The sequence below is a fragment of the Thermomonas aquatica genome, from assembly GCF_006337105.1.
Lineage (GTDB): Bacteria > Pseudomonadota > Gammaproteobacteria > Xanthomonadales > Xanthomonadaceae > Thermomonas > Thermomonas aquatica.
Window position 1 is genome coordinate 2,169,847 of record NZ_CP040871.1, and the last position, 22,720, is coordinate 2,192,566.

Annotated in this window: 19 protein-coding genes, 1 tRNA gene, 1 pseudogene and 1 riboswitch; of the genes and pseudogenes, 15 read left to right on the forward strand and 6 right to left on the reverse strand. The window is 65.3% G+C overall.

Annotated elements, in window-relative coordinates; genetic code table 11:
* Positions 1 to 86: 86 nt before the first annotated feature.
* Positions 87 to 310, reverse strand: a riboswitch (cobalamin riboswitch).
* A 12-nt stretch (positions 311 to 322) separates the two neighbouring features.
* Positions 323 to 724 (reverse strand): TfoX/Sxy family protein, encoded by a 402-nt coding sequence (locus tag FHQ07_RS10255; protein ID WP_139716713.1) that lies wholly within the window; start codon positions 722 to 724, stop codon positions 323 to 325.
* Positions 721 to 1,209, reverse strand: coding sequence for a GAF domain-containing protein (locus FHQ07_RS10260; RefSeq protein ID WP_139716714.1), 489 nt, complete (start codon positions 1,207 to 1,209; stop codon positions 721 to 723). Before FHQ07_RS10260 ends, FHQ07_RS10255 begins: the two co-directional genes overlap by 4 nt.
* Before the next feature lie 65 nt (positions 1,210 to 1,274).
* On the opposite strand from FHQ07_RS10260, the gene FHQ07_RS10265 reads away from it, so the two are divergent.
* Both FHQ07_RS10265 and bioD read left to right on the forward strand, forming a co-directional pair.
* Complete coding sequence (locus tag FHQ07_RS10265) at positions 1,275 to 2,009, forward strand: TMEM175 family protein (RefSeq protein WP_139716715.1); 735 nt, start codon at positions 1,275 to 1,277, stop codon at positions 2,007 to 2,009.
* On the forward strand, positions 2,009 to 2,686 hold the full coding sequence (bioD, locus tag FHQ07_RS10270) for a dethiobiotin synthase (RefSeq protein ID WP_139716716.1): 678 nt from the start codon (positions 2,009 to 2,011) through the stop codon (positions 2,684 to 2,686). Before FHQ07_RS10265 ends, bioD begins: the two co-directional genes overlap by 1 nt.
* 154 nt (positions 2,687 to 2,840) lie before the next feature.
* On the opposite strand, the gene FHQ07_RS10275 is transcribed toward bioD, so the two are convergent.
* The 4 genes from FHQ07_RS10275 to FHQ07_RS10290 form a co-directional block, all read right to left on the reverse strand.
* Positions 2,841 to 6,017 carry an efflux RND transporter permease subunit gene (locus FHQ07_RS10275; RefSeq protein WP_139716717.1) on the reverse strand — a complete coding sequence of 1,059 codons (3,177 nt, stop codon included), beginning with the start codon at positions 6,015 to 6,017 and terminating at the stop codon, positions 2,841 to 2,843.
* Between the two features lie 55 nt (positions 6,018 to 6,072).
* Positions 6,073 to 7,263, reverse strand: coding sequence for an efflux RND transporter periplasmic adaptor subunit (locus FHQ07_RS10280; protein WP_139716718.1), 1,191 nt, complete (start codon positions 7,261 to 7,263; stop codon positions 6,073 to 6,075).
* 313 nt (positions 7,264 to 7,576) lie between these two features.
* Entirely contained in the window at positions 7,577 to 7,966 is a 390-nt protein-coding gene (locus FHQ07_RS10285) for a phasin family protein (protein WP_139716719.1), read from the reverse strand.
* Positions 7,967 to 8,108: 142 nt separating this feature from the next.
* Entirely contained in the window at positions 8,109 to 8,666 is a 558-nt protein-coding gene (locus FHQ07_RS10290) for an RNA pyrophosphohydrolase (RefSeq protein ID WP_139716720.1), read from the reverse strand.
* Between the two features lie 121 nt (positions 8,667 to 8,787).
* Between FHQ07_RS10290 and FHQ07_RS10295 the strand changes: the two genes are divergently transcribed.
* The 13 genes and pseudogenes from FHQ07_RS10295 to FHQ07_RS14575 all read left to right on the forward strand — a co-directional run bounded on the left by FHQ07_RS10295 (position 8,788) and on the right by FHQ07_RS14575 (position 22,718).
* Positions 8,788 to 8,864, forward strand: a tRNA-Met gene (locus FHQ07_RS10295).
* A gap of 177 nt (positions 8,865 to 9,041) precedes the next feature.
* A complete protein-coding gene (locus FHQ07_RS10300; protein ID WP_139716721.1) occupies positions 9,042 to 10,271 on the forward strand; it encodes a tyrosine-type recombinase/integrase in 1,230 nt (409 codons plus the stop codon).
* Between the two features lie 11 nt (positions 10,272 to 10,282).
* On the forward strand, positions 10,283 to 10,744 hold the full coding sequence (locus FHQ07_RS10305) for a hypothetical protein (protein WP_139716722.1): 462 nt from the start codon (positions 10,283 to 10,285) through the stop codon (positions 10,742 to 10,744).
* 88 nt (positions 10,745 to 10,832) lie between these two features.
* Positions 10,833 to 11,054, forward strand: a complete 222-nt coding sequence (locus tag FHQ07_RS10310) for a helix-turn-helix transcriptional regulator (protein ID WP_139716723.1) — start codon at positions 10,833 to 10,835, stop codon at positions 11,052 to 11,054.
* 4 nt (positions 11,055 to 11,058) lie between these two features.
* A complete protein-coding gene (locus tag FHQ07_RS10315; RefSeq protein WP_139716724.1) occupies positions 11,059 to 11,550 on the forward strand; it encodes a helix-turn-helix domain-containing protein in 492 nt (163 codons plus the stop codon).
* The gene (locus tag FHQ07_RS10320) at positions 11,543 to 12,667 is read left to right on the forward strand and encodes a site-specific integrase (RefSeq protein ID WP_139716725.1); all 1,125 of its coding nucleotides are present in this window, start codon (positions 11,543 to 11,545) and stop codon (positions 12,665 to 12,667) included. The genes FHQ07_RS10315 and FHQ07_RS10320 overlap by 8 nt, the downstream gene beginning before the upstream one ends.
* A gap of 130 nt (positions 12,668 to 12,797) precedes the next feature.
* Positions 12,798 to 13,400 carry a type IV toxin-antitoxin system AbiEi family antitoxin domain-containing protein gene (locus FHQ07_RS10325; RefSeq protein ID WP_139716726.1) on the forward strand — a complete coding sequence of 201 codons (603 nt, stop codon included), beginning with the start codon at positions 12,798 to 12,800 and terminating at the stop codon, positions 13,398 to 13,400.
* A complete protein-coding gene (locus FHQ07_RS10330; protein WP_206202317.1) occupies positions 13,397 to 14,308 on the forward strand; it encodes a nucleotidyl transferase AbiEii/AbiGii toxin family protein in 912 nt (303 codons plus the stop codon). The genes FHQ07_RS10325 and FHQ07_RS10330 overlap by 4 nt, the downstream gene beginning before the upstream one ends.
* Positions 14,305 to 16,353: a type I restriction-modification system subunit M gene (locus FHQ07_RS10335; RefSeq protein WP_139716727.1), complete on the forward strand. Its 2,049-nt coding sequence runs from the start codon at positions 14,305 to 14,307 to the stop codon at positions 16,351 to 16,353. The genes FHQ07_RS10330 and FHQ07_RS10335 overlap by 4 nt, the downstream gene beginning before the upstream one ends.
* An 80-nt stretch (positions 16,354 to 16,433) precedes the next feature.
* Positions 16,434 to 17,561 carry a restriction endonuclease subunit S gene (locus tag FHQ07_RS10340; protein WP_139716728.1) on the forward strand — a complete coding sequence of 376 codons (1,128 nt, stop codon included), beginning with the start codon at positions 16,434 to 16,436 and terminating at the stop codon, positions 17,559 to 17,561.
* A 25-nt stretch (positions 17,562 to 17,586) separates the two neighbouring features.
* Positions 17,587 to 20,817 carry a type I restriction endonuclease subunit R gene (locus FHQ07_RS10345; RefSeq protein WP_139716729.1) on the forward strand — a complete coding sequence of 1,077 codons (3,231 nt, stop codon included), beginning with the start codon at positions 17,587 to 17,589 and terminating at the stop codon, positions 20,815 to 20,817.
* A 563-nt stretch (positions 20,818 to 21,380) separates the two neighbouring features.
* Positions 21,381 to 21,806: pseudogene (locus FHQ07_RS10355) on the forward strand (helix-turn-helix domain-containing protein); the annotation flags it as partial.
* A gap of 9 nt (positions 21,807 to 21,815) precedes the next feature.
* Positions 21,816 to 22,718, forward strand: coding sequence for a hypothetical protein (locus FHQ07_RS14575; protein WP_240703466.1), 903 nt, complete (start codon positions 21,816 to 21,818; stop codon positions 22,716 to 22,718).
* The last annotated feature ends 2 nt before the right edge of the window (positions 22,719 to 22,720 follow it).

Sequence of the window (22,720 nt, forward strand, 5' to 3'; positions counted from 1 at the left end):
AGGGCGGCTGCGTTGCGAACGGGACATGCACGTGACGGGCGATGCAGCACAGGCATGCGCGACGTCGCGCGATGCCCGCCGCATCGCAACCAACTGACTCCAGGGCCGGTCTCCGGGCTCGCGGGCGGGACATCGGTCGATGTCCCCGTCCGGCGCCTTCCCATGCAGTGCACAGTGGCCGATGCCGAACTTGTCTCGCTTACCGTTGCGGGGGCAGCGCCGGACTGGAACGCATCGCGCGTTCGTCACCGGCTTCCCGTTTCAATCCTCGGGCGCATGCCGTCGGATCACCTTGAAGCGCGCGCATTGTAGCGCAGCGCGCTCAGTCCGACGGCGTCTCCGCCGTGCCGCGGTCGTCGTCGGCGTAGGAATCGAACAGCGGGGCGAATCCCGCAGCGGCGGGCTCTTCCGCGTGCTGGGTGGTCGTCACCGGCGCCGCGGCCGGTCGGCCGCGCGGTGGCGGCAGCTGGGCGATGGCCGCTTCGGCGGCTTGCACAAGCTCGTTGCGGCGCGCTTCCGGCACTTCCTGCCAATGGCAATCGACCAACGCGCCTTCCAGCGAGTACAACAGGTTGAGGCTGGGCTTGAAGCCGGCGCGGCGCACTTTCATGTAGGCATCGACCGCACCGATCGCGGCCACGTCGTCGAGCGAACGCAGCCCGACCTGGCGCAGCCAGGCGGCGGATTTCGGGCCGATGTTGCGCAGCTTGGGGCCAGTGTTCACCGCAACGACTCCAGGTACGCCCGGGCGATCGCTTCCAGGCCTTCCTGGTCTTCAACGGAAAAACGCGCGGGAAGCGGACTGTCGAGGTCGAACACGCCGACCAGCTCGCCGTTCGCGGCCACCAGCGGCACCACCAGCTCCGAGTTCGACGCCGAATCGCAGGCGATATGCCCGGGGAAGGCGTGCACGTCCTCGATCCGCTGCGTTGCGCGCATGCGCGCCGCTGCGCCGCAGACACCCTTGTCCAGCGGGATGCGCACGCAAGCCGGCAGGCCCTGGAACGGGCCGACCACCAGCTCGGTGCCATCGAAGAAGTAGAAGCCGACCCAGTTCAGGTCGGGCAGCGCGTTGTAGACCAGTGCGGACAGGTTGGCGGCGTTGGCGATGCGGTCGTGTTCGCCGTGCAGCAGCGCGCGCGCCTGTTCCAGCAATTGCGCGTACTGCTGCGGCTTGTCGCCGCTGAGGGGGATGGCGGAAAAGCTCATGCGCGGAGTTTAGCAATGCGCCGCCCAGCGATTACCATCGCTGGCGGGACACTCGGGGGGCGTTCATGGACCTGTCGAAACTACCGGTGGACGGCGGCGTGCGCCAGCGCGGCGAGCAGGTGACGCGGCTGGAGACCTTCGTCGATGCCGCGTTCGCGTTCGCGGTGACTTTGCTGGTGGTGTCGTTCGACGCGATGCCCGATACCTTCGCCGAGCTCTACGACGCCTTGCGCAGGCTGCCGGCGTTCCTGGCCGGTTTCGCCATCCTCGCCCTGTTCTGGCACGGACACCATCGCTTCAGCCGCAGTTTCGGCCTCGAGGACGGCACCATCGTGGTCCTCAGCATGTCCCTGGTGGCGGCGACGATGTTCTACGTCTATCCGCTGCGGATGGTGATGTCGGCGGCGATGGGCTTCTTCACCGGCGGTTGGGCGCCCAGCGAGTTCAAGGTCCAGAGCATGACCGAGTTCCGCCTGATCTTCGTGATCTACGGCGTCGGCTTCGCGGTGCTGGCGGCGATCATCGCGTGGATGAACGCGCACGCACTGCGCAAGGCGGAGCAACTGCGGCTCGATGCGGCGGAGAAGCTCGCGGCGCGCGCGGAAGTCGTCGCGCACCTGGCGCTGATCGGCTGTGCGGCGCTGTCGGTGGTGCTGGCGCTGGCGATCCCGGAGAGGCAGGGCTGGATGTTCGCCCTGCCGGGACTGGCCTATGGCCTGCTCGGCATCCTGATGCCGATGATGAGCATCCACTACGGTCGCCGCGTGCAGGCGCTCGCCGCGCAACGCGACGCCGGCTGATGTTCGCGCTCTACGTCAGCGGCACCGACACCGGCATCGGCAAGACCCTGGCCAGCTGTGCGCTGCTGCATGCGCTGCGCGGGTACGGGCTGCACTCGCTCGGCATGAAGCCCGTCGCCAGCGGCTGCGAACGCATCGATGGCGAGTGGAGGAACGCCGACGCGCTGGCGTTGCAGGCCGCGGGCGAGCCGGGCATCGCCTATGCCGACATCAATCCCTACGCGCTGCAGCACCCGCTGGCGCCGGAGCTCGCCGCGCGCGATGCAGGCATCGAAATCTCGTTGCCGCCGATCCTCGACGCGCATGCACGGCTCGCGGATCGCTGCGATGCACTCATCGTCGAGGGCGTGGGCGGCTGGGCCGCGCCGCTATCCGCGCAGCTGATGCAGGCCGACCTGGTGCATGCCTTGCGCGTGCCGGTGTTGCTGGTCGTTGGCCTGCGCCTGGGCTGCCTCAACCATGCGCTGCTCAGCGCGCGTGCGATCGCCGCCGATGGCGCGCACCTGGCGGGCTGGATCGCATCGCACGTCGACCCGGCGATGGAACGCGTCGAGGACAACATCGCCATGCTGCGCCAGCGCATGCCAGCGCCGTGCTGGGGCGTGTTTCCGCATGCGCCGGATGCCGATCCGGCGGCGATGGCGCGATACCTGCGCATCCCGATGCTGGCTGGGTAGTTTCCGGGAAATTGGGGAAATGGGGTCAGAGTGAAGTTTCCCGTCCGGTGATCAGGATCGGCTGCAGAGGATCGGCGGGAAATTCACTCTGACCCCATTTCCCTTCGCCAAAAGAAAACGCCCGGTTTCCCGGGCGTTTCCTCATGCATCGCGATCAACCGTGTTGCGGTTCGGGCGGCGGCAAATGCTCCGCATCCGCTGCCTTCTCGCGGTCGGCATCGTGCGCGTGGTCGCGGGCCAGGAACAGGTAGAACGCCGGCAGCACGAACAGGGTGAACATGGTGCCGATGGTCATGCCGGAGACGATGACCGTGCCCATCGAGAAGCGCGAGGCGGCGCCCGGCCCCTTGGCGATCAGCAGCGGGATCATCGCGAACACCAGCGCGGCGGTGGTCATCAGCACCGGACGCAGGCGGATGCCGGTGGCCTCCTCGATCGCCTCGCGCTTGCTCAAGCCTTGCTCGATCTGCAGCTTGTTGGCGAACTCCACGATCAGGATGCCGTGCTTGGAGATCACGCCGACCAGCGTCACCAACCCCACCTGCGTGTAGATGTTGATGCTCATCCCGGGGAAGGCCTCAATCCCGGCGAACTGCAGCATGCCGGACACGATCGCCAGCACGTTCAGCGCCAGCAGCGCGCCGCAGATCGCCATCGGCACCGTCAGCAGCATGATCAGCGCGTCGCGGAAACTCTCGAACTGCGCCGACAGCACCAGGAAGATCACGATCAGGGCCAGCGCCAGGGTCATCAGCATCGCCGAGCCCTCCTGCTTGAACTGGCGCGACTCGCCGGCGTAATCGATGGTGTAGCCCTGCGGCAGGACTTCCTTCGCCGCTTCGTCGAGGATCGCCAGCGCCTCGCCCTTGCTCACGCCGGGGCGCGGGGCGAAGGTGATCGACACCGCGTTCAACTGCTGGAAGCGCTTCAGCGACTGCGGCTGGGTGCTTTCCTTGAGCGTGATCACCGTGGACAGCGGGATCAGCTGGCCGTCGCGGGTGCGCGTGTAGTAGTTGTCGAGGTCGCTCGGGTTGAGCCGGCTGCTGCGCTGCACCTGCGGGATCACCAGGTAGGAGCGGTTCTGCATCGCGAAGCGGTTGCTGTAGCCGCCCGACAGCATCGCCGCCATGTCGGCCGCCAGCGTGCGCATGTCGATGCCGAGCGAGGCCGCCTTGTCGCGGTCGATGTTGACCTCGATCCGCGGCTTGTCGATCTTCAGGTCCTTGTCGAGGAAGATGAAGCGCTTGCTCGCCATCGCCTTCTGCAGGATCGCATCGGCGAGTTCGGCCAGCTGGCTGAGCTCGCCGACACCGCCGATGATGAACTCGCCGCCACCGTCGCCGCCGGCGCTGGGCAGCGAGGGCGGCACCATCGCAAAGACATTCAGGCCGGAGACCTGGCTGATCTTCGGCTGCAATTCCTGCTGCAGCACCGCGTTGGTCGAACGCGAACGCTCGCTCCACGGCTTGAGCACGAAGCCGGCCATCGCCATCGGGCTGGCGCCGCCACCGCTGCCGCCGAAGCCGCCGTTGAACAGGAAGTAGCCGTCGACCTCTGGCACGCCCTTGGCGATCTCGGTGATCTCCTGGGTGTAGTCCTCGACGTAGTCCAGCGTCGCGTACGGATCCGCCTGCGCGATCGAGAAGATGAAGCCTTCGTCCTCCATCGGCGCCGGCTCCTTCGGCGCGGTCATGTACAGGAAGGCGCAGCTGACCAGCACGATCAGGCCGAACACCGCGAGCACAGACTTGGTCTCCAGCGCACCGTGCAGCCGGCGCTGGTAGGCGTGGCGCAGCTTCTCGAAGCGGGTGTCGAGCCAGTTCTCGAGTTTGCTCTTGGGGTGCTCCGGATCGTGCGCCTTGAGCAGCCGGGAGCTCATCATCGGCGTCAGCGTCAATGCGATGATGCCGGACAGCAGCACCGCGCCGGCCAGGGTGAAGGCGAACTCGGTGAACAGGATGCCGGTGAGGCCGCCCTGGAAGCCGATCGGCAGGTACACCGCGATCAGTGTCGTGGTCATCGCCACTACCGGCCACGCCAGTTCGCGCGCACCCTTGATCGCCGCGTCGTACGGCGACATCCCTTCCTCGATGTGGCGGTGGATGTTCTCCAGCACGATGATCGCGTCGTCGACCACGATGCCGATGGCGAGCACCATCGCCAGCAGCGTCAGCAGGTTGATGGTGAAGCCCATCAGCAGCATCAGGAACAGCGCGCCGATCAGCGACAGCGGGATGGTCACCGCCGGGATCAGCACGCTGCGGAAGCTGCCGAGGAACAGGAAGATCACCACGATGACGATGGCCAGCGCCTCGACGATCGTGCTCACCACCTCGTCGATCGCGTCCTGGATCGCCTTGGTGCTGTCGTAGGGAATGGTCGCCTTGATGCCCTGCGGCAGTTGCGGGACGATCTGCGCGTCCCACAGCTTGCGCACGTCGCGGATCACGTCCAGCGAGTTGGCGTCGGGCGCGACGAAGATGCCCATGAAGGTGGCGGACTGGCCGTTCATGCGCACCGAGGTGCCGTAGTTCTCGGAACCCAGGACCACGTCGGAGACATCGCCGAGGCGGACGATCGCGCCGTCCTGCTCGCGGATGATCAGCTGGCGGAACTCGTCGACGTTGCGCAGGTCGGTGCGCGCGGTCATGTCGATCGCGACCATCTGGCCCTTGGTCGAACCGACCGCCGCCAGCACGTTGTTCGACTGCAGCGCGTTGGCCACGTCGCTGGCGGTGACCTTGAGCGCGGTCATGCGTTCCGGCTTCAGCCAGATGCGCATGGCGAAGGTGCCGGCGCCGAGGATGTCGGCGCGCTGCACGCCCGGCACGGTGACCAGCTTCGGTTGCACGACGCGGGTCAGGTAGTCGGTGATCTGGTTGTTGTCCAGGGTGTCGCTGGCGAAGGACACGTACATCGCGGCGAACTGCTGGCCCTGCTGCAGGTCGATCACCGGCGCTTCCGACTCCGCCGGCAGCTGGCCACGCATCTTGTTGACCTTGGCCGAGATCTGCGTGAGCGCCTCGTTCGGGTCCTGGTCCAGGCGGATGTAGGCCTGGATGGTGCTGACGCCGGCAGAGCTATTGGAGCTGAGGTATTCGATACCCTCGGCGCTGGCGATCTCGCGTTCCAGCGGCGTGGTGATGAAGCCCTGGATCAGGTCCGCGTCGGCACCGAAGTACACCGTGCTGACGTTGATCACGGCGTTGCGCATCTCGGGGTACTGGCGCACGTTCAACTCGCTGTAGGCGCGCAGGCCGAACAGCAGGATGAACAGGCTGACCACGATGGACAGCACCGGCTTGTTGACGAAGAGATCGGTGAATTTCATCTGGTGTCCTCTCCCGCCGCCGCGTGGGCGCCGGGTTGGGGGAAGCAGGGGGCGATCAGCGGTTGGCGGCGGCAGGCGCAGCGTCCGCGCTCGGTTGCACCTTGTTGTTGATCGTCACTTCGGCATCGTTGCGCAGCTTGAGCAGGCCGGAGGTCACCACCTGTTCGCCGGGCTTCAACCCGTCGGTGACCGCGATCAGGTCGCCGCGGGTGGCGCCGGTCTTGATGAAGCGCTGGGTGACGATCAGCTTGTCGCCGGTCAGCGGCTTGCCCTGCATGTCGGTCTCGCCGTCCTTGCGCTTGACCTTGCTGATCACGAACACCGCGTTGCCGTACGGATTGAAGCTGACCGCGGTCTGCGGGATCACCACCACCTGGCGTTCGCCGCCGAGGGCGAAGCCGACGTGGGCGAAGCTGCCCGGGCGCAGCTTGCCGTCCGGGTTCTGCACGGTGGCCTGCGCCTTGAAGTTGCGGGTATTCGGATCCACCAGCGGCTCGATCGCGGTGACCTTGCCGTCGAACACGACCCCCGGCATCGCATCGACGGTGGCGCGGATCATGCTGCCTTCGACCAGCTGGCCGATGCGCTGTTCGGGCAGGCTGAAGTCGAGGTAGATCGGGTCGAGCTGCTGCAGGCTGACGATCGCGTCGCCGGGGCTGACGAACTGGCCGAGGTTGACCTTGCGGATGCCGAGCACGCCCGAGAACGGCGCGCGGATGGTCTTCTGCTCGATCAGCGCGCGCTGCGCGTCGACCTGCGCCTGCGCGGTGGCGGCGCCGGTGACCCGCGATTGCACCTCGTCCAGCGAGACCAGCTTGTCCTTGCCCAGCTTCTGCCAGCGGTCCGCCTGAACCTTGGCCAGCCTGGCCGCGGCTTCCAGCGAACGCAGGGTGGCCAGCTCGTTGGCGGCGTTCAGCCGCACCAGCACCGCGCCGGCGCGCACCGGCTGGCCGGCCGCGAACTCGATGCTGCGCACCACGCCGCCGGACTCGGTGGTGACGTCGGCGCCATTGACCGCGACGAAGGTGCCCACTGCCTCGGCATCGTCGCTCCAGGCCTGGATACGCGCATTGGCGCTGCTCACCGCCACCGCCGGCTGCGGCATGTTGTCGAAGAACTTGTTGGTCTGCGCGCCGATCATCGCCTTGATGCCGAATACGCCGCCGAAGACGACGAGGGCGGAGATGAGCATCAGGATCATGCGCTTGCGCGTGGAGGGCGGGCGCTTGGGGGAGGGCTTGGACATGTGGGCCTCTGCGACGTGCAGGAAATTATATTGAACTGTTCAGTGCACTATTCTGCGTCCGAAACCGTTTCCGGCGCAATCGTGACCGACGGCATGGTTTCGTTTGCATCCACGGCAAACGACGAATGGCGGATGCGCGCTTCGACATGGCGGCAGCCACGCATCCGGCGCCTCGGCGTCGGGTCAACGCCGTGCCAGAAGCCTGCCTGCTGCGGACGACACGGGCATAAAAAAAACCCCGCAGCCAGCGCTGCGGGGCTTCAGGTTCGCGGGGCGAATGCGGAGGGGAGGGGATCCGCGCGCCGCGAGGGGATTACTTGGCCTTGGCAGCCTTGGTCACCTTTTCGACTTCGGCCTTGGCCTGGGCGGTGACGGTCTCGAACTGGCCCTTGGCCAGCGCGCCGATGGCTTCGTTGGTCTTGACGGTGTTGGCGAACACTTCCTGGGCGACGCCGAAGCTGCGCTCGGTGCTGGCGCGGGCGACCTGCGCGCCCTTCGGCAGCACGGCCTTCAGGCCGTCGAAGTCGCGCACGTCGACCAGTTCGCCGAAGAAGGCGAAGGCGGCGTTGGCGTTCTCTTCGAAGGTGGCCAGCTGCAGGCCGAACGCCTTCTCGGCGTTCTGCAGGGCGAGCCGGTTGGCGTTGGCGGCCACGTCGGCGAACTGGCTGGTGGCCTTAGTGAACTGCTCGTTGAACTGGTACATGGCGGGTCTCCTGCGTGTGCCGGCAGGGATTGCCGGGTTTGTGCGGTGCAGCATACGCTCGCTTTTGTTGCGATGCAACATCACGCCGACGAACGGTCGCCCGCCATTCATGTTCAATAGAATCAATGGGTTGCGGGGTCGTTCAGCGCCGGCCGAAACGGCGCAGGCTGGGCCGAGGTGGCGGCAGCAGGCCTTCGGCCGGTGGCGGCACCGCCTGCGCCCCGGCCACCGCGCGCGCGAACGGGGCCAGGTGGTCGAGCGCGCGCGCATACACGCCGCGCTTGAAGGTCACCACATGTTCCATCGGGTACCAGAAGTCGACCCAGCGCCAGCCGTCGAATTCGGGTTTGTCGGTCAGGTCCAGGCGCAGGTCGTCGTCGGCGCCCTTGAAGCGCAACAGGAACCAGACCTGTTTCTGGCCGATGCAGACCAGCCGGTCGTGCCGGCGGACCGCCCGCGGCGGCAGCCGGTAGCGCAGCCAGCCCGGGGTGGCGCCGAGCACGTCGACGTGTTCCGGGAGCAGCCCGGTTTCCTCGCGCAACTCGCGATACATGGCTTCCAGCGGGGTCTCGTCGGTGTTCATCCCGCCCTGCGGGAATTGCCAGCCGTCCCGGTGCACGCGGCGCGCCCAGAACACCCGTCCATCCTCGTGCATCAGCACGATGCCCACGTTGGGGCGGAAGCCGTCCGGATCGATCACGATCGGACTCCGGCAAATTCACTGCATCCGACTCTGCCACGGGCCTTGCGCGCGCGGCAAGCGCACCAAGCGCGGATTGACGGCCCCGCTCGATACGTGAATAATTCGCAGTTCCCCGCGCGGCTATGTAGCTCAGCCGGTTAGAGCACAGCACTCATAATGCTGGGGTCGGTGGTTCGAGTCCACCCATAGCCACCACATAGTGGTCCCGCGGGAGCCGAGGAAGTCCAAAAACCCCTGAGAAATCAGGGGTTTTTCTTTGTCTGATGTCCAGTGACGTCCAACAGCGTCCCTTGAAATCTACCGTCAGTTGACGGTAACGTTGACGGTAACGGCAGCATCCCAAATCTTGTTACCGTCAGAAGGGTTACCGTCATGGCCCTCAGCGATGTAGCGATCCGCAAAGCGAAGTCCGGCGCAAAACCGGTCAAAGTGACCGATGGCGGCGGCTTGTACCTGCTGCTGCGGCCGGACGGCGGCAAGTGGTGGCGGCTCGACTATCGGCGACCCGTCACGGGCAAGCGGAACACTCTCAGCTTGGGGACCTATCCGGATGTCGGGTTGGCCGATGCCCGAGCCCGGCGCGATGCTGCCCGGAAGCAGCTGGCCGCCGGTATCGACCCGGGCGAACACCGCAAGGCCGAGAAGGCGGTCGGCAGGGAACAGGCGGCCAACAGTTTCGAGGTGGTCGCCCGGGAGTGGCTGCAAGTCCGCAAGCCTGGCTGGACCGACAAGAACTTCGACAAGGAACAGGCCAGGCTCGAGAACCACGCCTTTCCTTACATCGGCGGCAAGCCGGTGGCATCGCTGGGCGTTGCCGACATCCGGCCGATCATCGAGCGCCTGTCCAAGGTGGGGCACCTTGAACAGGCCCACCGGCTCCGGTTTCAGCTCAGCAGGGTGTTCAAGTACGCCGTGGCTACAGGCCGGGCAGAGCGCGACCCTGCGGCCGACCTGAGTGAGGCGCTGCCGTCACGCCGCGACATGACGAAGCAGCGATACCCGACCATCACCGAGCCGAAGCGTGTCGGGGACCTGCTGCGCGCCATCGACGGGTTCGCCGGCACCTTTCCCGTTGCCTGTGCCCTGAAACTGGCGCCGATGTGGTTCTGCCGACCGGGCGAGATCCGCATGGCCGAGTGGGCGCACTTCGACCTGGATAGCGACAACCCGGCCTACCGGGTGCCGCCGGCCAACAGGAAGCTGCGCAAGAAGGACAAAGAACACCCTGACACGGCGCCGCATGTCATCCCGCTGGCGACCCAGGCGGTGGCGATTCTGCGGGACTTGCATTCACTGACCGGGCGCGACCGCTACCTGTTTCCGGGCGCGCGCGACCACAAGCGCCATATGAGTGACGGTGCCATCAACGCCGCCTTGGCCCGGATCGGCTTCAAGGACGAAATGGTGGGCCATGGCTTCCGCCATCTGGCGTCCACACGACTACGTGAGCTGGGATGGCCGCGCGAGGTGGTCGAGGCGCAGTTGTCCCACAAGGTCGGCGGCACAGAGGGCGTGTACAACATGGCCGAGTATCTGCCCAAGCGACGAGAGATGATGCAGGCTTGGGCCGATCATCTGGACGATCTCAAGGCAGCCGGCTAGCGATGAACAGGATGACGTTCGAACAAGGGGTGGATTTCATCGTAGAGCATCTCGACGTTCCCGCTCATGATCGGCGTGCAACGAGGGACAAAGTACGCAAGCGAGTCCGCTACGGTCTCGGCGATGGCAGCCTCCCTAGAGTGGATCTGGCAACCACTGATGTCGACCACAATGCATTGATCATTTGGTGCCGCACCAAGTGGCCGGGGAAATTTGTCGACATTCCCGTTCGATATGAAGATCAGATCCAGGAGAACGTGTCCCTTCGGGATGGGACGGACGCCATCGCATACCCGTCTGACATTGCAGGTTGCCACGTTCTTCTGCGTCAAAACCGAATGCTTTTGCAATTGCTGGCAGCCAAATGTCGAGCCCAGGAACAGATCATTTCGGACCTACGTCCTGACGCGCAGAAATACAGACAAATGAGAGAAAAGAATCGCGAATCCGCCAAGAAGCCGCGCGGCGGTTGAGTGTCGAGAAAACCTTAGCGTTGCTAACAAATTTTCTCGACGTACGCTGAGTTGACCATGTTCCCAAGCGCACTTAGGAGCGCGAAACATGGTCATCAAAAACCAGCAAGTTCCGACCCACACGGTCGTTCTCCGTCGCCGCACCGTCGAGGCCCGTACCGGGTTGTCGCGCAGCACCATCTACCTGCGCATGGCGCAGGGCACCTTCCCGAAATCCATCCCGTTGGGGCCGCGCGCCATCGGCTGGTTGGAGGCGGAAGTCGAGGCGTGGCTCCAGGCGCAAGTCGCCTCCGTCCGAAACGACGAGTAGCACCATGCCGAAGCGGACCCCCAACCACCGCTTGGTCAAGCGCAGCCGCACCTACAGTGTCGACGAGGTCGCCACCCTGTTCGGGTCGCACCGTAACACGGTGCGCCATTGGCTCAATAACGGCCTCCGGACCATCGACAATCGTCGGCCGCTCCTGGTCCATGGCGCCGACCTCGCCGATTTCCTGAAAGACCGCCGCACCAAGAGCAAGCACCCGTGCGCGCCGGGCCAGATCTACTGCCTGCGGTGCCGGGTGCCGCGAACGCCGGCTGGGAAGGCCGTGGCCTATCGCGCCTTGACGGCGGATCGCGGTGACTTGGTGGGGATGTGCGGCGCGTGTGGTTGCCGCCTGTTCCGACGCGTCAGCTTGGCGAAGTTGAGGGCAGGTGCGGGTGATTTGGCTGTCGCCTTCACGGACGTGGAGGGGCACATAGGCAAGCACCCGTATCCCTCCCTTAACTGTGACTTCGAGAAGGAGCCCACTACCGATGGCTAAGTACAACGCCGACAACGAGCGCATCAAGCGCCGCTACTTCACTTATATGAAGGAAGCGGGGCGGCAGAGCGAGGATTCGGTCGACAACGCGGCGGCGGCGATTGCGCGCTTCGAGGTCTATAACGGGTGGCGTGACTTCAAGGCATTCCGGGTCGAGCAGGCCGTCGGCTTCAAGCGCGATCTGGCGCGACAGCCGGGTCAGGCCAGCGGAAAGCTGCTCAGCAAGGCCACCCTGAACGCGACACTTGCCCATCTGAAACGGTTCTTCTTCTGGCTTGCGGACCAAGAGGGCTTCCGCGGCAGGATCAAGTACTCCGATGCCGACTACTTCAACCTGTCCGAGAAGGATGCCCGGATTGCCACGGCGAAGCGGCCGCGCCCGGTGCCGACCTTTGAACAGCTCCATCACGCCCTGGATTCCTTGCCGGCGGACACCGAGCTGCAGCGTCGCGATCGGGCGGTTTTCGCATTCACCATGCTCACCGGTGCGCGCGACAGCGCCACCGCGTCCTTCAAGTTGAAGCACATCGATTTGGCGAAGGGCGCCGTGTTTCAGGATGCCCGCGAAGTGAAAACCAAGTTCAGCAAGACCTTCACGACCTACTTCTTCCCGGTGGGCGGGAACGCCCAAGCCGTCCTGGAGGACTGGGTCACCTACCTGCGGACCGTACGGTTGTGGGGCGAAGATCAGCCGCTGTTCCCGGCCACCGCAATGCAACTGGGTCCCTGGGGGCAATTCGAAGCTGCGGGGGTGAAACCCGAACATTGGAGCAATGCAGATCCCATCCGGGCCATCTTCAAGAGCACCCTCACGGCTGCTGGCCTGCCGTATTTCAACCCCCACAGCGTCCGCAACGCTTTGGCGCTACTAGGGCAGCGGATCTGCAAGGGACCGGAGGAGTACAAGGCGTGGAGCCAGAATCTGGGCCACGAGGGCGTGCTGACCACGTTCACCAGCTACGGCACGGTGTCTGCGCAACGGCAGGCGGAGATCCTGCGAAACATCCAGACCAAGGGTGGCGAGGACGCCTACGACCCGCTGGCGTATCGCACGGTGGTGAAGGCGCTGCAGGACTCAGGGCTTTTGCCGAGCGCCCCGAGCCTCGGGCCGGGGTAGGCAAACCCTTACGCACTCGACGAGAACTGCAACAACGTCGAGGATGAGCGGGTGCACCTCTCCCCGCAGGACTTGTTCCAAAACGTCGGTAGATATTCCAAATCTACCGACACTATGGAACACTCCGGCCATGACCGATCCGGCGGCCATCGCGAAAGCACTTATCCAGCACAAGGGCGCGGTCCGCTCCCGGGAGCTGGTGGACGCCGGCGTAGCGCGCGTGCAGCTCTCGCGCCTGGTGGCGGCCGGCGAGCTGATCCGGCTGGCGCGCGGCGTCTACACCGCACCCGGGGTGGTGCTGCCCGGCAGTGAGGAAGGCGTACTGGTGGTCGCCGAGCGCATCCCCGAGGCGAGACTGTGCCTACTGACGGCCCTGCGGCTGCATGGCCTGACCACCCAGGCGCCGTTCGAGGTGTGGATCGCCATCGGCAACAAGGACCGGCTGCCGCGTCTGGATTGGCCCCCGCTGCGCGTTCTCCGTTTTTCAGGCGAGGCCCTCACCGCAGGGCTCGAGACTCGCACGATGGGCAGCAAGCAGGTGCGCGTCACCAATGTCGCCAAGACGGTGGCGGACTGCTTCAAGTTTCGCAATCTGGTGGGGCTGGATGTGGCCATCGAAGCCCTGCGCGATGCGCTGCGCGCGCGCGCCACCAGCGTCGACGAGCTGTGGAAGTACGCGCAGATTTGCCGCGTCACCACGGTCATGCGGCCCTACCTGGAGGCGCTGGCGTGACCAAGCCGGGACCTGCGGCCAATCGCATCGCCTCGATCCGGCAACGCCTGCTGGAGCGCGCGCGGATACGCGGTGAGGATTTCCAACTCGTCCTCGATCGCTACGCCGTGGAGCGGCTGCTGTATCGGCTGTCGATCTCGCCGCATCGCGACCAGTTCCTACTCAAGGGCGCACTGCTGTTCGCACTCTGGTTCGACCAGCCGCACCGGCCCACGCGCGATGCCGACCTTCTTGGCTTCGGGTCGCCGGATCCCGAACGGCTGGCCGCCATCGTCGCCGAGCTCTGCGCCATCGAGGACGAAGATGGTCTGCGATTCGATGTCGGCTCGATGACGGTCGAACCCATCCGTGAGGAAGCCGCATACGAAGGTCTGCGGATCCGCCTGCTGGCCTTCCTCGGCGACGCGCGATGCCATCTGCAGTGGGACGTAGGCTTCGGCGACGCGGTCACGCCGGCGCCGGCAGACGTCGACTATCCCGTGCTGCTGGAAGGCATGCCGGCACCCCGTCTGCGGGTCTATCCGCGCGATACCGTCTTCGCCGAGAAGCTGGAAGCCATCGCCACCTTGGGCATCGCCAACAGCCGGATGAAGGACTACTTCGACCTGCTGGCGCTGATGCGCGAGCAGGCGATGGCGCCCGCCACCTTGGCCGAGGCCATCCGCGCGACCTTCCAGCGCCGCGGCACCGCGCCGCCCGAGGGCGTGCCGTTCGGCCTGACCGACGCCTTTGCCACCGATGCGCAGAAGCAGTCCCAGTGGGCCGCCTTCCTGCGCCGCAACCGGCTGACCGCCCCGGCACTTGCCGAGGTGGTGGCGGAACTCAGGGCCTTTTTCATTGCGCTGGATCCGTGGGCTGGCGGCCGCCATCCCGGCCACGACCAGCCCCAACCCCAGCAGACACCATGAGCCAACTCCAGAACATCGAAGCCATCGAAAAGCGCCTGTGGAGCGCAGCCGACCTCCTGCGCGCCAATTCCGGCCTGGCCAGCAACGAGTACTTCATGCCCGTGATGGGCCTGATCTTCCTGCGCCATGCCTACAGCCGCTACTTGGCGGTCAAGCCGCAGATCGAAGCCGGCTTGCCGAAGCGCGGCGGGGTTCCAAAGGCGCTGACCAAGGAGGACTTCAGCCAGCAGGGCGCCATCTTCCTGCGTCCGGAAGCCCAGTTCGATCACCTGGTGTCCCTTCCGGATTCGGCCGACCGCGCGGCGGCGATCATCAATGCAATGGAGGGCATCGAAGCCGACTACGCGGCCCTGCGCGGCGTGCTGCCCAAGGCGGACTACCAGAAGATCGGCAACGACGACCTGGGGGAGCTGCTGCGCAAGCTCAACCCGGAAGAGCTCAAGACCGCGAACGGCGACATCTTCGGCCGCATCTACGAGTACTTCCTGACCCAGTTCGCTGACCAGGGCGCGCACGACGGCGGGGAGTTCTTCACGCCCATCTCCATCGTGCAGATGATCGCCAACCTGATCGAGCCGGAGCGGGGCAGCGTACTGGACCCGGCCTGCGGGTCCGGCGGCATGTTCGTGCAGAGCGCCAACCTGGTGGAGCGCAACCACGGCGACCCCAGCAAGGCGCTGACCTTCTGGGGCATGGAGAAGAACGCCACCACCATCAAGCTGGCGCAGATGAACCTGGCCGTGCACGGGCTGCAGGGCAATATCGCCGAGGCCATCAGCTACTACAGCGACCCACACGAGCTGCTGGGCAAGGCCGACTACGTGATGGCCAATCCGCCATTCAACGTGGACGAGGTGGACGCGGAAAAGGTCCGCAACGATCCGCGCCTGCCGTTCGGCCTGCCCGGCGTGAACAAGGCGGGCAAGGTCAGCAACGGCAACTACCTCTGGATCTCCTACTTCTACAGCTACCTGTCCAAGCGCGGCCGCGCCGGCTTCGTGATGTCCTCGCAGGCGTCCAGCGCCGGGCGCGACGAAGCCAAGGTGCGCCAGAAGCTGGTGGAAACCGGCGACGTGGATGTGATGGTGGCCATCCGCGGCAACTTCTTCTACACCCGCACCGTGCCCTGCGAATTGTGGTTCTTCGACAAGGCCAAGCCGGCGCAGCACAGCGACCACGTCCTGATGCTGGATGCCCGCAACGTCTACCGCAAGGTGACGCGCAAGATCTACGACTTCAGCCCGGAGCAACTGGCCAACCTGACCAGCATCGTCTGGCTCTACCGCGGCCAGCAGGGCCGCTTCCTGTGGCTGGTGCGGGAACATCTGCTTGCCTGCATCCGGGCCGCGCTGGCCAGCCAGGTCCCGCTGCGCGAGGCGCACGCGGCGCTGGCCGCATGGGCCAACCTGCTGCGCAGCCCCCTACAGGAAGGCGACGCGCTGACGGCGCAGGTGGCGCTGGATGACGCCCTGACGCAGTTCAACCGCGATGTCGTGGCCTTCAACACCCAGTCCAACGCCGTCGCCGCGGACGGGATCCCGGACGGTGCGGGCAACACCGAGCTCCATGAAGCCGCGGCGCGGCTTGTGCCGCTGGCCGACGCCAGCCGTGACCTGGTCAAGGCGGTGGACCATCTCTACAAGCTGGCCGGGCATGCGCAGGACGCCAGGCAGGGCGACGCCAACAGCCGCGACCTCAACCGCGTGCGCAAGGCCGCGGACGAGGCCCGCAGGGCCGCCGTGGACGCGCTGAAGCCGGTGCGTTACTTCCACCGGCAGGCGCTGTGGCTGCAGGAACGCTTCCCGGACGCGGAGCTGCGCGATGTGCAGGGGCTGGTCAAGCGCGTAAGCCGCGCCGAGATCGAAGCCAACGACTGGTCGCTGACGCCTGGCCGCTATGTCGGCGTGGCGCCGGAGGAGGTGGACGAGGACTTCGACTTCGAGGCCGCGCTGCGCGACATTCACGTCGAGCTGGCGGGCTTGAACGAAGAGGCAGTGGCGCTGGCGGCGAAGATTGCGCGCAACTTCGAGGAGCTGGGCGCGTGACGCAGCTTAGTACTTGCACCACAAAGATTGGCAGTGGGGTTACGCCCCGTGGTGGCGACTCAGTCTATGTCCCGGACGGGGTGGCGCTGATTCGCAGTCAGAATGTTTACAACGGAGAGTTCTACCTCGGCGGTCTTGCGCATATCACCGATAAGCAGGCCGAAGAAATGAATGGCGTTTCGGTTCTGCCGGAAGATGTGCTTCTCAACATCACCGGCGACTCCGTTGCCCGATGCACCGTAGCGCCAGCCGATGTATTGCCGGCCCGTGTGAATCAGCATGTATGCATCATCAGGCCAGACCGCGAAAAACTCCTGTCCAAGTTTTTGATGTATTTCCTCATTTCGCCTGCGATGCAAAGTCACATGCTTTCGATCGCTGGATCGGGTGGTACGCGCAATGCGCTTACCAAAGGAATGATCGAAAAATTCGAGGTTCCCACTCCATCAATCACAGAGCAGCAGTGCATCACCGATGTCCTGTCGGCTTACGACGACCTGATCGAAAACAACCGCCGCCGCATCGCGTTGCTGGAGCAATCCGCCCGCCTGCTGTACCGCGAATGGTTCGTGCACCTGCGCTTCCCCGGCCACGAGCACGTCAAGGTGGTGGATGGTGTGCCGGAGGGGTGGGCTATCAACTCGATCGCCGAAATGTTTGACACTACGAGTGGCGGAACACCGAGTCGGTCGGTCCCCGAGTATTTCGTTGGTGACATCAACTGGGTCAAGACGCAGGAGCTGGATGAGCTTTTCATCTTCGATACTGAAGAGCACATCTCAGAAGCGGCGCTCAAGAACTCGGCTGCAAAACTCTTTCCGGAAGGGACTCTATTAGTCTCGATTTACGGCGGTACGAATATCGGCAGGACGGGGTTGTTAGCCAAGGCCGCTGCCTCGAACCAGGCGTGCGTTGCGTTGATGCCGAAGCGGCACCCTGACGATGTCCTATTTGCCCAGAAGTGGCTGCAAGAAAATCGCGGCCACGTGGTTGGGCTTGGGCAGGGTGCGGCTCAAACAAATATCAGCCAACAAACGCTGCGCAGCCAGAAGATGCTTGTACCAACTGTTGAACTCTTGGATGAGTTCGTCGGTGCCATCAAGCCCATGTACCAGCAGATCGCAAATATTTGCCAGCAGAACGCCAAACTGCGTGATGCCCGCGATCTCCTACTTCCCCGCCTGATGAGCGGCGACCTGGTGGTTTGATAGGCTGGGCACAGGGGGCTCCCGCATGGCGTTGAACGAAGACACGCTGGTCCAGCAGACCACCGCCGACTACCTGCGCGATGCGCTGGGTTGGCGCAGCGAGTATGCGTACAACACGGAGGTGTTGGGCCCGGAAGGCAGCTTCGGCCGCAAGAGCGAACAGGATGTGGTGCTGACCCGCATCCTGGGCGAGAAACTTATGGCGCTGAATCCGGGCCTGCCCGACGCCGCCTACCGGGACGCCCTGCGACAGATCGTGGAGGTGGGCGCCGGCCTGCGTGGCATGGCGGCCAACCGCGAGAAGTACCAGCCTCTCCGCGACGGGGTGAAGGTCAGCTACCGTAAGCCCGACGGCACGCTGGAGGCGCGCACCCTGCGGGTGTTCGACTTCGATACCCCGGATAACAACGACTTCCTGGCCGTGCGCGAGCTGTGGGTCAAGGGCGAGCTGTACCGGCGCCGGCCGGACATCATCGGCTTCGTCAACGGTATCCCGCTGCTGTTCATCGAATGCAAGACCATCCACAAGAACCTGCGCAAGGCCTTCGATCAGAACCTGAAGGACTACCAGGACACCATCCCGCATCTGTTCCACCACAACGCCTTCCTGCTGCTGGCCAATGGCAGCGAGGCCAAGGTTGGCGCGCTGGGCGGCAAGTACGAGCACTTCCACAACTGGAAGCGGCTGGAGGAAGCCGAGCCCGGCGTGGTGGACATGGAGACCCTGCTCAAGGGCGTCTGCGACAAGCGCAACTTCCTGGACCTGTTCGAGAACTTCATCCTGTTCGACGACGTGGGCGAGCGCACCATCAAGATCGTGGCGCGCAACCACCAGTTCCTGGGCGTGAACCGCGCCATCCGCGCCGTGGCCAACCGCGCGCAGAACCAGGGCAAGCTCGGCGTGTTCTGGCATACCCAGGGCAGCGGCAAGAGCTATTCGATGCTGTTCTTCACCCGCAAGGTGCATCGGCGCGTGGGCGGCAATTACACCTTCGTGATCGTCACCGACCGCGATGACCTGGACGGCCAGATCTACCAGACCTACGTGGGCTGCGGCGTGGTGGCAGAAGGGGACAACGCCCGCGCGGCCAGCGGAGCACACCTGAAAGAGATGCTGGGCCAGCACAAGGGCTACGTGTTCAGCCTGGTGCAGAAGTTCAATGAGCAGGTGGACCCGAACAACCCGTATTCGCAGCGCGACGACATCATCGTGATTAGCGACGAGGCGCACCGCACCCAATACGGCACGCTGGCGCTGAACATGCGCAACGCGCTGCCGGGTGCCAGCTACATCGGGTTCACTGGCACCCCGCTGATGGGCGACGACGAGGTGACGCGCCGGGTCTTCGGCGACTACGTCTCCACCTACGATTTCCGGCGTGCGGTGGACGACGGCGCCACGGTGCCCCTGTACTACGACGCCCGCGGCGAGAAGCTCAAGGTCGCCACCGATGACCTGAACCAGCGCATCGCAGACAAGCTGGCCGAGTTCGAGGACGAGCTCAATGCCGACCCCGACGCGCAGCGGCGGCTGGAAGCGGCCATGGGCCGCGACTACCACGTCATCACCGCCGATGAGCGCCTGGACCGCATCGCCCGCGACTTTGTCCGGCATTACGCCGAGGGCTGGGAAAGTGGCAAGGCGATGTTCGTCTGCATCGACAAGCCCACCTGTGTGCGAATGCACGGGCTGATCGAGAAGTACTGGACCGAACACATCCATGCGCTGACGGTCCGGAACAACAGCGAGACTGACGACCAGGCGCTGGCGGAGCGGACCCGGCAGCTCAAGTGGATGGGCGAGACCCGCTTCGCCGTGATGGTCAGCGAAGAGCAGGGCGAGGTGGACCGCTTCCGCCGGCTGGGGCTGGACATCCAGCCGCACCGCCGGTTGATCAAGGAAGGTTGGAGCGTGCCCGGCGCGCCCAAGCCGCTGAGCATGGAGGATGCCTTCAAGAAGGCCGACCACCCGTTCCGCGTGGCGATTGTCTGCGCGATGTGGATGACCGGCTTCGACGTGCCGACGCTGGGCACGCTGTACCTGGACAAGCCGCTCAAGGCGCACACCCTGATGCAGGCCATCGCCCGCGCCAACCGCGTGGCGGAGGGCAAGACCAATGGCCTGATCGTGGACTACTGCGGAATCCTGAAGAACCTGCGCCGCGCGCTGGCGACCTTCGCCGGGGCGACGGGTGAGGGCGACACGGGCGGCGAAGGCATGGACCCCGCGCAGCCGGAGGAGCGACTGCTGGAGCTACTGGACGGGGGCCTGTCCGAAGTGACGGTATGGCTGAGCCAGCGGCAGGTGCCGCTGTCCGCGATCGTGGACAGCACCGGCTTCCAGCGGAACAAGGCGATCCTGGACGCCAAGGAATCGATCAACGAGAACGACGAGACCCGCAAACGCTTCGAGCTGATGGCGCGCGCGGTGCTGGCGCGGTTCAAGTCCTGCGTGCATGTAGCGGGCGTCAACGATCGGCGCGAACGGGTGGACGCGGTGATGATCGTCTACAAGAAGTTGCGCGAGGACGTGGAGAAGGCAGACATCAGCCACATCCTCCAGGCCCTTCGGGAGGAGGTGAACCAGGCGATCGTCGCGGCAGATGCCAAGGCGAGCCCGGCGGGCAAACCTGGGGTGGGCGAAGAGCGCCTGTTCGACATCAGCAAGATCGACTTCGCCAAGCTGCTGAAGGAGTTTCAGCGCAGCAAGCGCAAGCAGACCACCGTGCAGAGCCTGAAAGCGGCGATCGAGTCTCGCCTGGCCAAGCTGCTGGCCATGAACCCTGCACGCAAGAACTACCAGGAGCAGTACGAGCAGATCGTGGCCGACTACAACCGCGAGGTGGACCGCGCCACCATCGAGGCCACCTTCCAACGCCTCCTGCTCCTCAGCCAGGGTCTCAGCGAGGAGGAACAGAGGGCCGTCGAGCTGGGGCTGGACGAGGAAACGCTCGCTCTCTTCGACCTGCTACGCAAGCCGGATCTGGACAAGCGCGGCATCGAGAAGCTCAAGGGCGTCTCCAAGTCACTGCTCGCCACCCTAAAGGCCCGCTTGGCCGAGATCGCCGACTGGCAGGCCACCGAAGGCAATCGCGACGCGGTCCGCGTGGCCATCCACGACTTCCTCTACGACGACAAGACCGGGCTGCCGCTGGATCTGTACGACGAGCGCGAGGTCGAAGTGACCACGGATGCTGTGTACGAGCACGTCTGGCGGGTCTATCCGACGCTGCCGTCGCCGGTCTATGCCAACTAGCGTCTCGAAAGGACCAGAGGACGCATCGCGGTACGCCGAATCATGTGACAATGTCACATTCACGGGATGGCAAGGCTTGTCGCGCTGACGGTAGGTTTGACGGTAACTCGAAGTTCTAATTCGGAAAAATCCTTTTGAATCAGGATCTTCCGGATGATATTCCGGGGCACCCATACCACCACATAGTGGTCCCGCGGGAGCCGAGGAAGTCCAAAAACCCCTGAGAAATCAGGGGTTTTTCTTTGCCTGACGTCCAGCAACGTCCAATGCGAGCGACTGGAATACCGTCACGTTTGACGGTAACGACACCACCCTGAATCTTGTTACCGTCAGAAGGGTTACCGTTATGGCCCTCAGCGATGTAGCGATCCGCAAGGCCAAGCCCGGCGCAAAACCGGCCAAATTGACCGATGGCGGCGGCTTGTACCTTCTGCTTCGACCGGATGGGTGTTGGCGCGCATCCAGAACTGACCCACTTTCGCCGGTGATGCGCGGGCAAAACTGACCCCCCTGAAGCCCACATCCTGCGCCTTTTGGCGTGGGGGATTTCAGGAGTGATCACCATGGTCATGTTGGCCAAGATCCGGCGGATGCATTTCCGCGATGGCCTGTCGCTGCGCGAGATCGCCAAGCGCAGCGGCCTGTCCCGCAACACCATTCGGCGCTGGCTTCGCAGCGGCCAGTCCGAGCCGGTCTATCCGAAGCGAGCCTCACCCTCCCGGCTCGATGCTTACCGCACGCAATTGGAGACGTGGCTGCGTGCCGATAGCCATCGGTCCCGCCGCGAGCAACGCACCGCCAAGGTACTGTTCTCGCAGTTGCAGGCGATCGGTTACCCCGGCACCTACACGCGCGTGACCGCCTTCATCCGCCAGTGGAAGGTGGCCGGTGGCGCCAGCCGCCGGCCCGCCTTCGTGCCATTGCTGTTCCCGCCGGGCGAGGCCTTCCAGTTCGACTGGAGCCGCGAGTACGCCTTTATCGGTGGCCAGTGAGTGGCGTTGGACGTCGCCCATGTGAAGCTGGCCTGCAGCCGCGCGCACTCGCCGGCACAGCGCCCGCTGGCCGCGGCGATCGGCCTGGCCCTGGCCGCGTTGTTGCCGTTCGGCGCATCCGCCGGCGACGGCGTCTATGTCAACAGCGGCACCGACGCCGACTGCGTGGCCGTGCACGACGACGCCAGCGGCTGCGTGGCAACCGTTTCCGACGCCGCCAAGTGCGCGCCGGACGATGCGGCCACCCAGACCGATCGCGCGCTGTTCTACGGCGATGCGGCCGGCAGCGGTGCGACCTCGCTCAGCCTGGGCGGCGAACTCAGCGTCAACAGCGGCAGGTTCTACCTCGGCGGCGCCAACAACGGCGACATGATGATCGGCGATGCCGGCACCTTCGCCAGCGGCGGCAACGCCGTGGCGATCGGCTCGCAGGCCTTCGCCGCCGCTGTCACCGACGTGGCGGCGGGCACTTCCGCCACCGATGCGGTGAACCTGAGCCAGATGCAGGCCGGCGACGCCGCCGCCATCGCCAGCGCCCGGCAGTACACCGACGCCACCGCGACGCAGACCCTCGGCCAGGCCAAGAGCTACACCGACAGCCGCGTGGCCGAGCTCAACCAGCAGTTCACCCGCTTCAGCGACGACGTGTGGATGCGCCTGGGCGACCAGGACCGCCGCATCGACCGCCAGGGCGCGATGGGCGCGGCGATGACCAACATGGCGATGAACGCGGCGAACGCGCGCAGCCCGCGCGGTCGCGTGGCGATCGGTGCCGGCTGGCAGAACGGCACCAGCGCGCTGTCGATCGGCTACGCCAAGCAGCTCGGCGACCGCGCCTCGTTCTCGCTCAGCGGCGCGTTCAGCGGCAGCGACCGCTCGGCCGGCGTCGGCTTCGGCGTCGACCTGTAACA

Bases quoted from the DNA above. Each gene is read 5' to 3' on its own strand.
- FHQ07_RS10260 (WP_139716714.1), bottom strand. From the start codon at position 1,209: ATGAGCTTTTCCGCCATCCCCCTCAGCGGCGACAAGCCGCAGCAGTAC.
- FHQ07_RS10265 (WP_139716715.1), top strand. From the start codon at position 1,275: ATGGACCTGTCGAAACTACCGGTGGACGGCGGCGTGCGCCAGCGCGGC.
- bioD (WP_139716716.1), top strand. From the start codon at position 2,009: ATGTTCGCGCTCTACGTCAGCGGCACCGACACCGGCATCGGCAAGACC.
- FHQ07_RS10275 (WP_139716717.1), bottom strand. From the start codon at position 6,017: ATGAAATTCACCGATCTCTTCGTCAACAAGCCGGTGCTGTCCATCGTG.
- FHQ07_RS10280 (WP_139716718.1), bottom strand. From the start codon at position 7,263: ATGTCCAAGCCCTCCCCCAAGCGCCCGCCCTCCACGCGCAAGCGCATG.
- FHQ07_RS10285 (WP_139716719.1), bottom strand. From the start codon at position 7,966: ATGTACCAGTTCAACGAGCAGTTCACTAAGGCCACCAGCCAGTTCGCC.
- FHQ07_RS10300 (WP_139716721.1), top strand. From the start codon at position 9,042: ATGGCCCTCAGCGATGTAGCGATCCGCAAAGCGAAGTCCGGCGCAAAA.
- FHQ07_RS10305 (WP_139716722.1), top strand. From the start codon at position 10,283: ATGACGTTCGAACAAGGGGTGGATTTCATCGTAGAGCATCTCGACGTT.
- FHQ07_RS10310 (WP_139716723.1), top strand. From the start codon at position 10,833: ATGGTCATCAAAAACCAGCAAGTTCCGACCCACACGGTCGTTCTCCGT.
- FHQ07_RS10315 (WP_139716724.1), top strand. From the start codon at position 11,059: ATGCCGAAGCGGACCCCCAACCACCGCTTGGTCAAGCGCAGCCGCACC.
- FHQ07_RS10320 (WP_139716725.1), top strand. From the start codon at position 11,543: ATGGCTAAGTACAACGCCGACAACGAGCGCATCAAGCGCCGCTACTTC.
- FHQ07_RS10325 (WP_139716726.1), top strand. From the start codon at position 12,798: ATGACCGATCCGGCGGCCATCGCGAAAGCACTTATCCAGCACAAGGGC.
- FHQ07_RS10335 (WP_139716727.1), top strand. From the start codon at position 14,305: ATGAGCCAACTCCAGAACATCGAAGCCATCGAAAAGCGCCTGTGGAGC.
- FHQ07_RS10345 (WP_139716729.1), top strand. From the start codon at position 17,587: ATGGCGTTGAACGAAGACACGCTGGTCCAGCAGACCACCGCCGACTAC.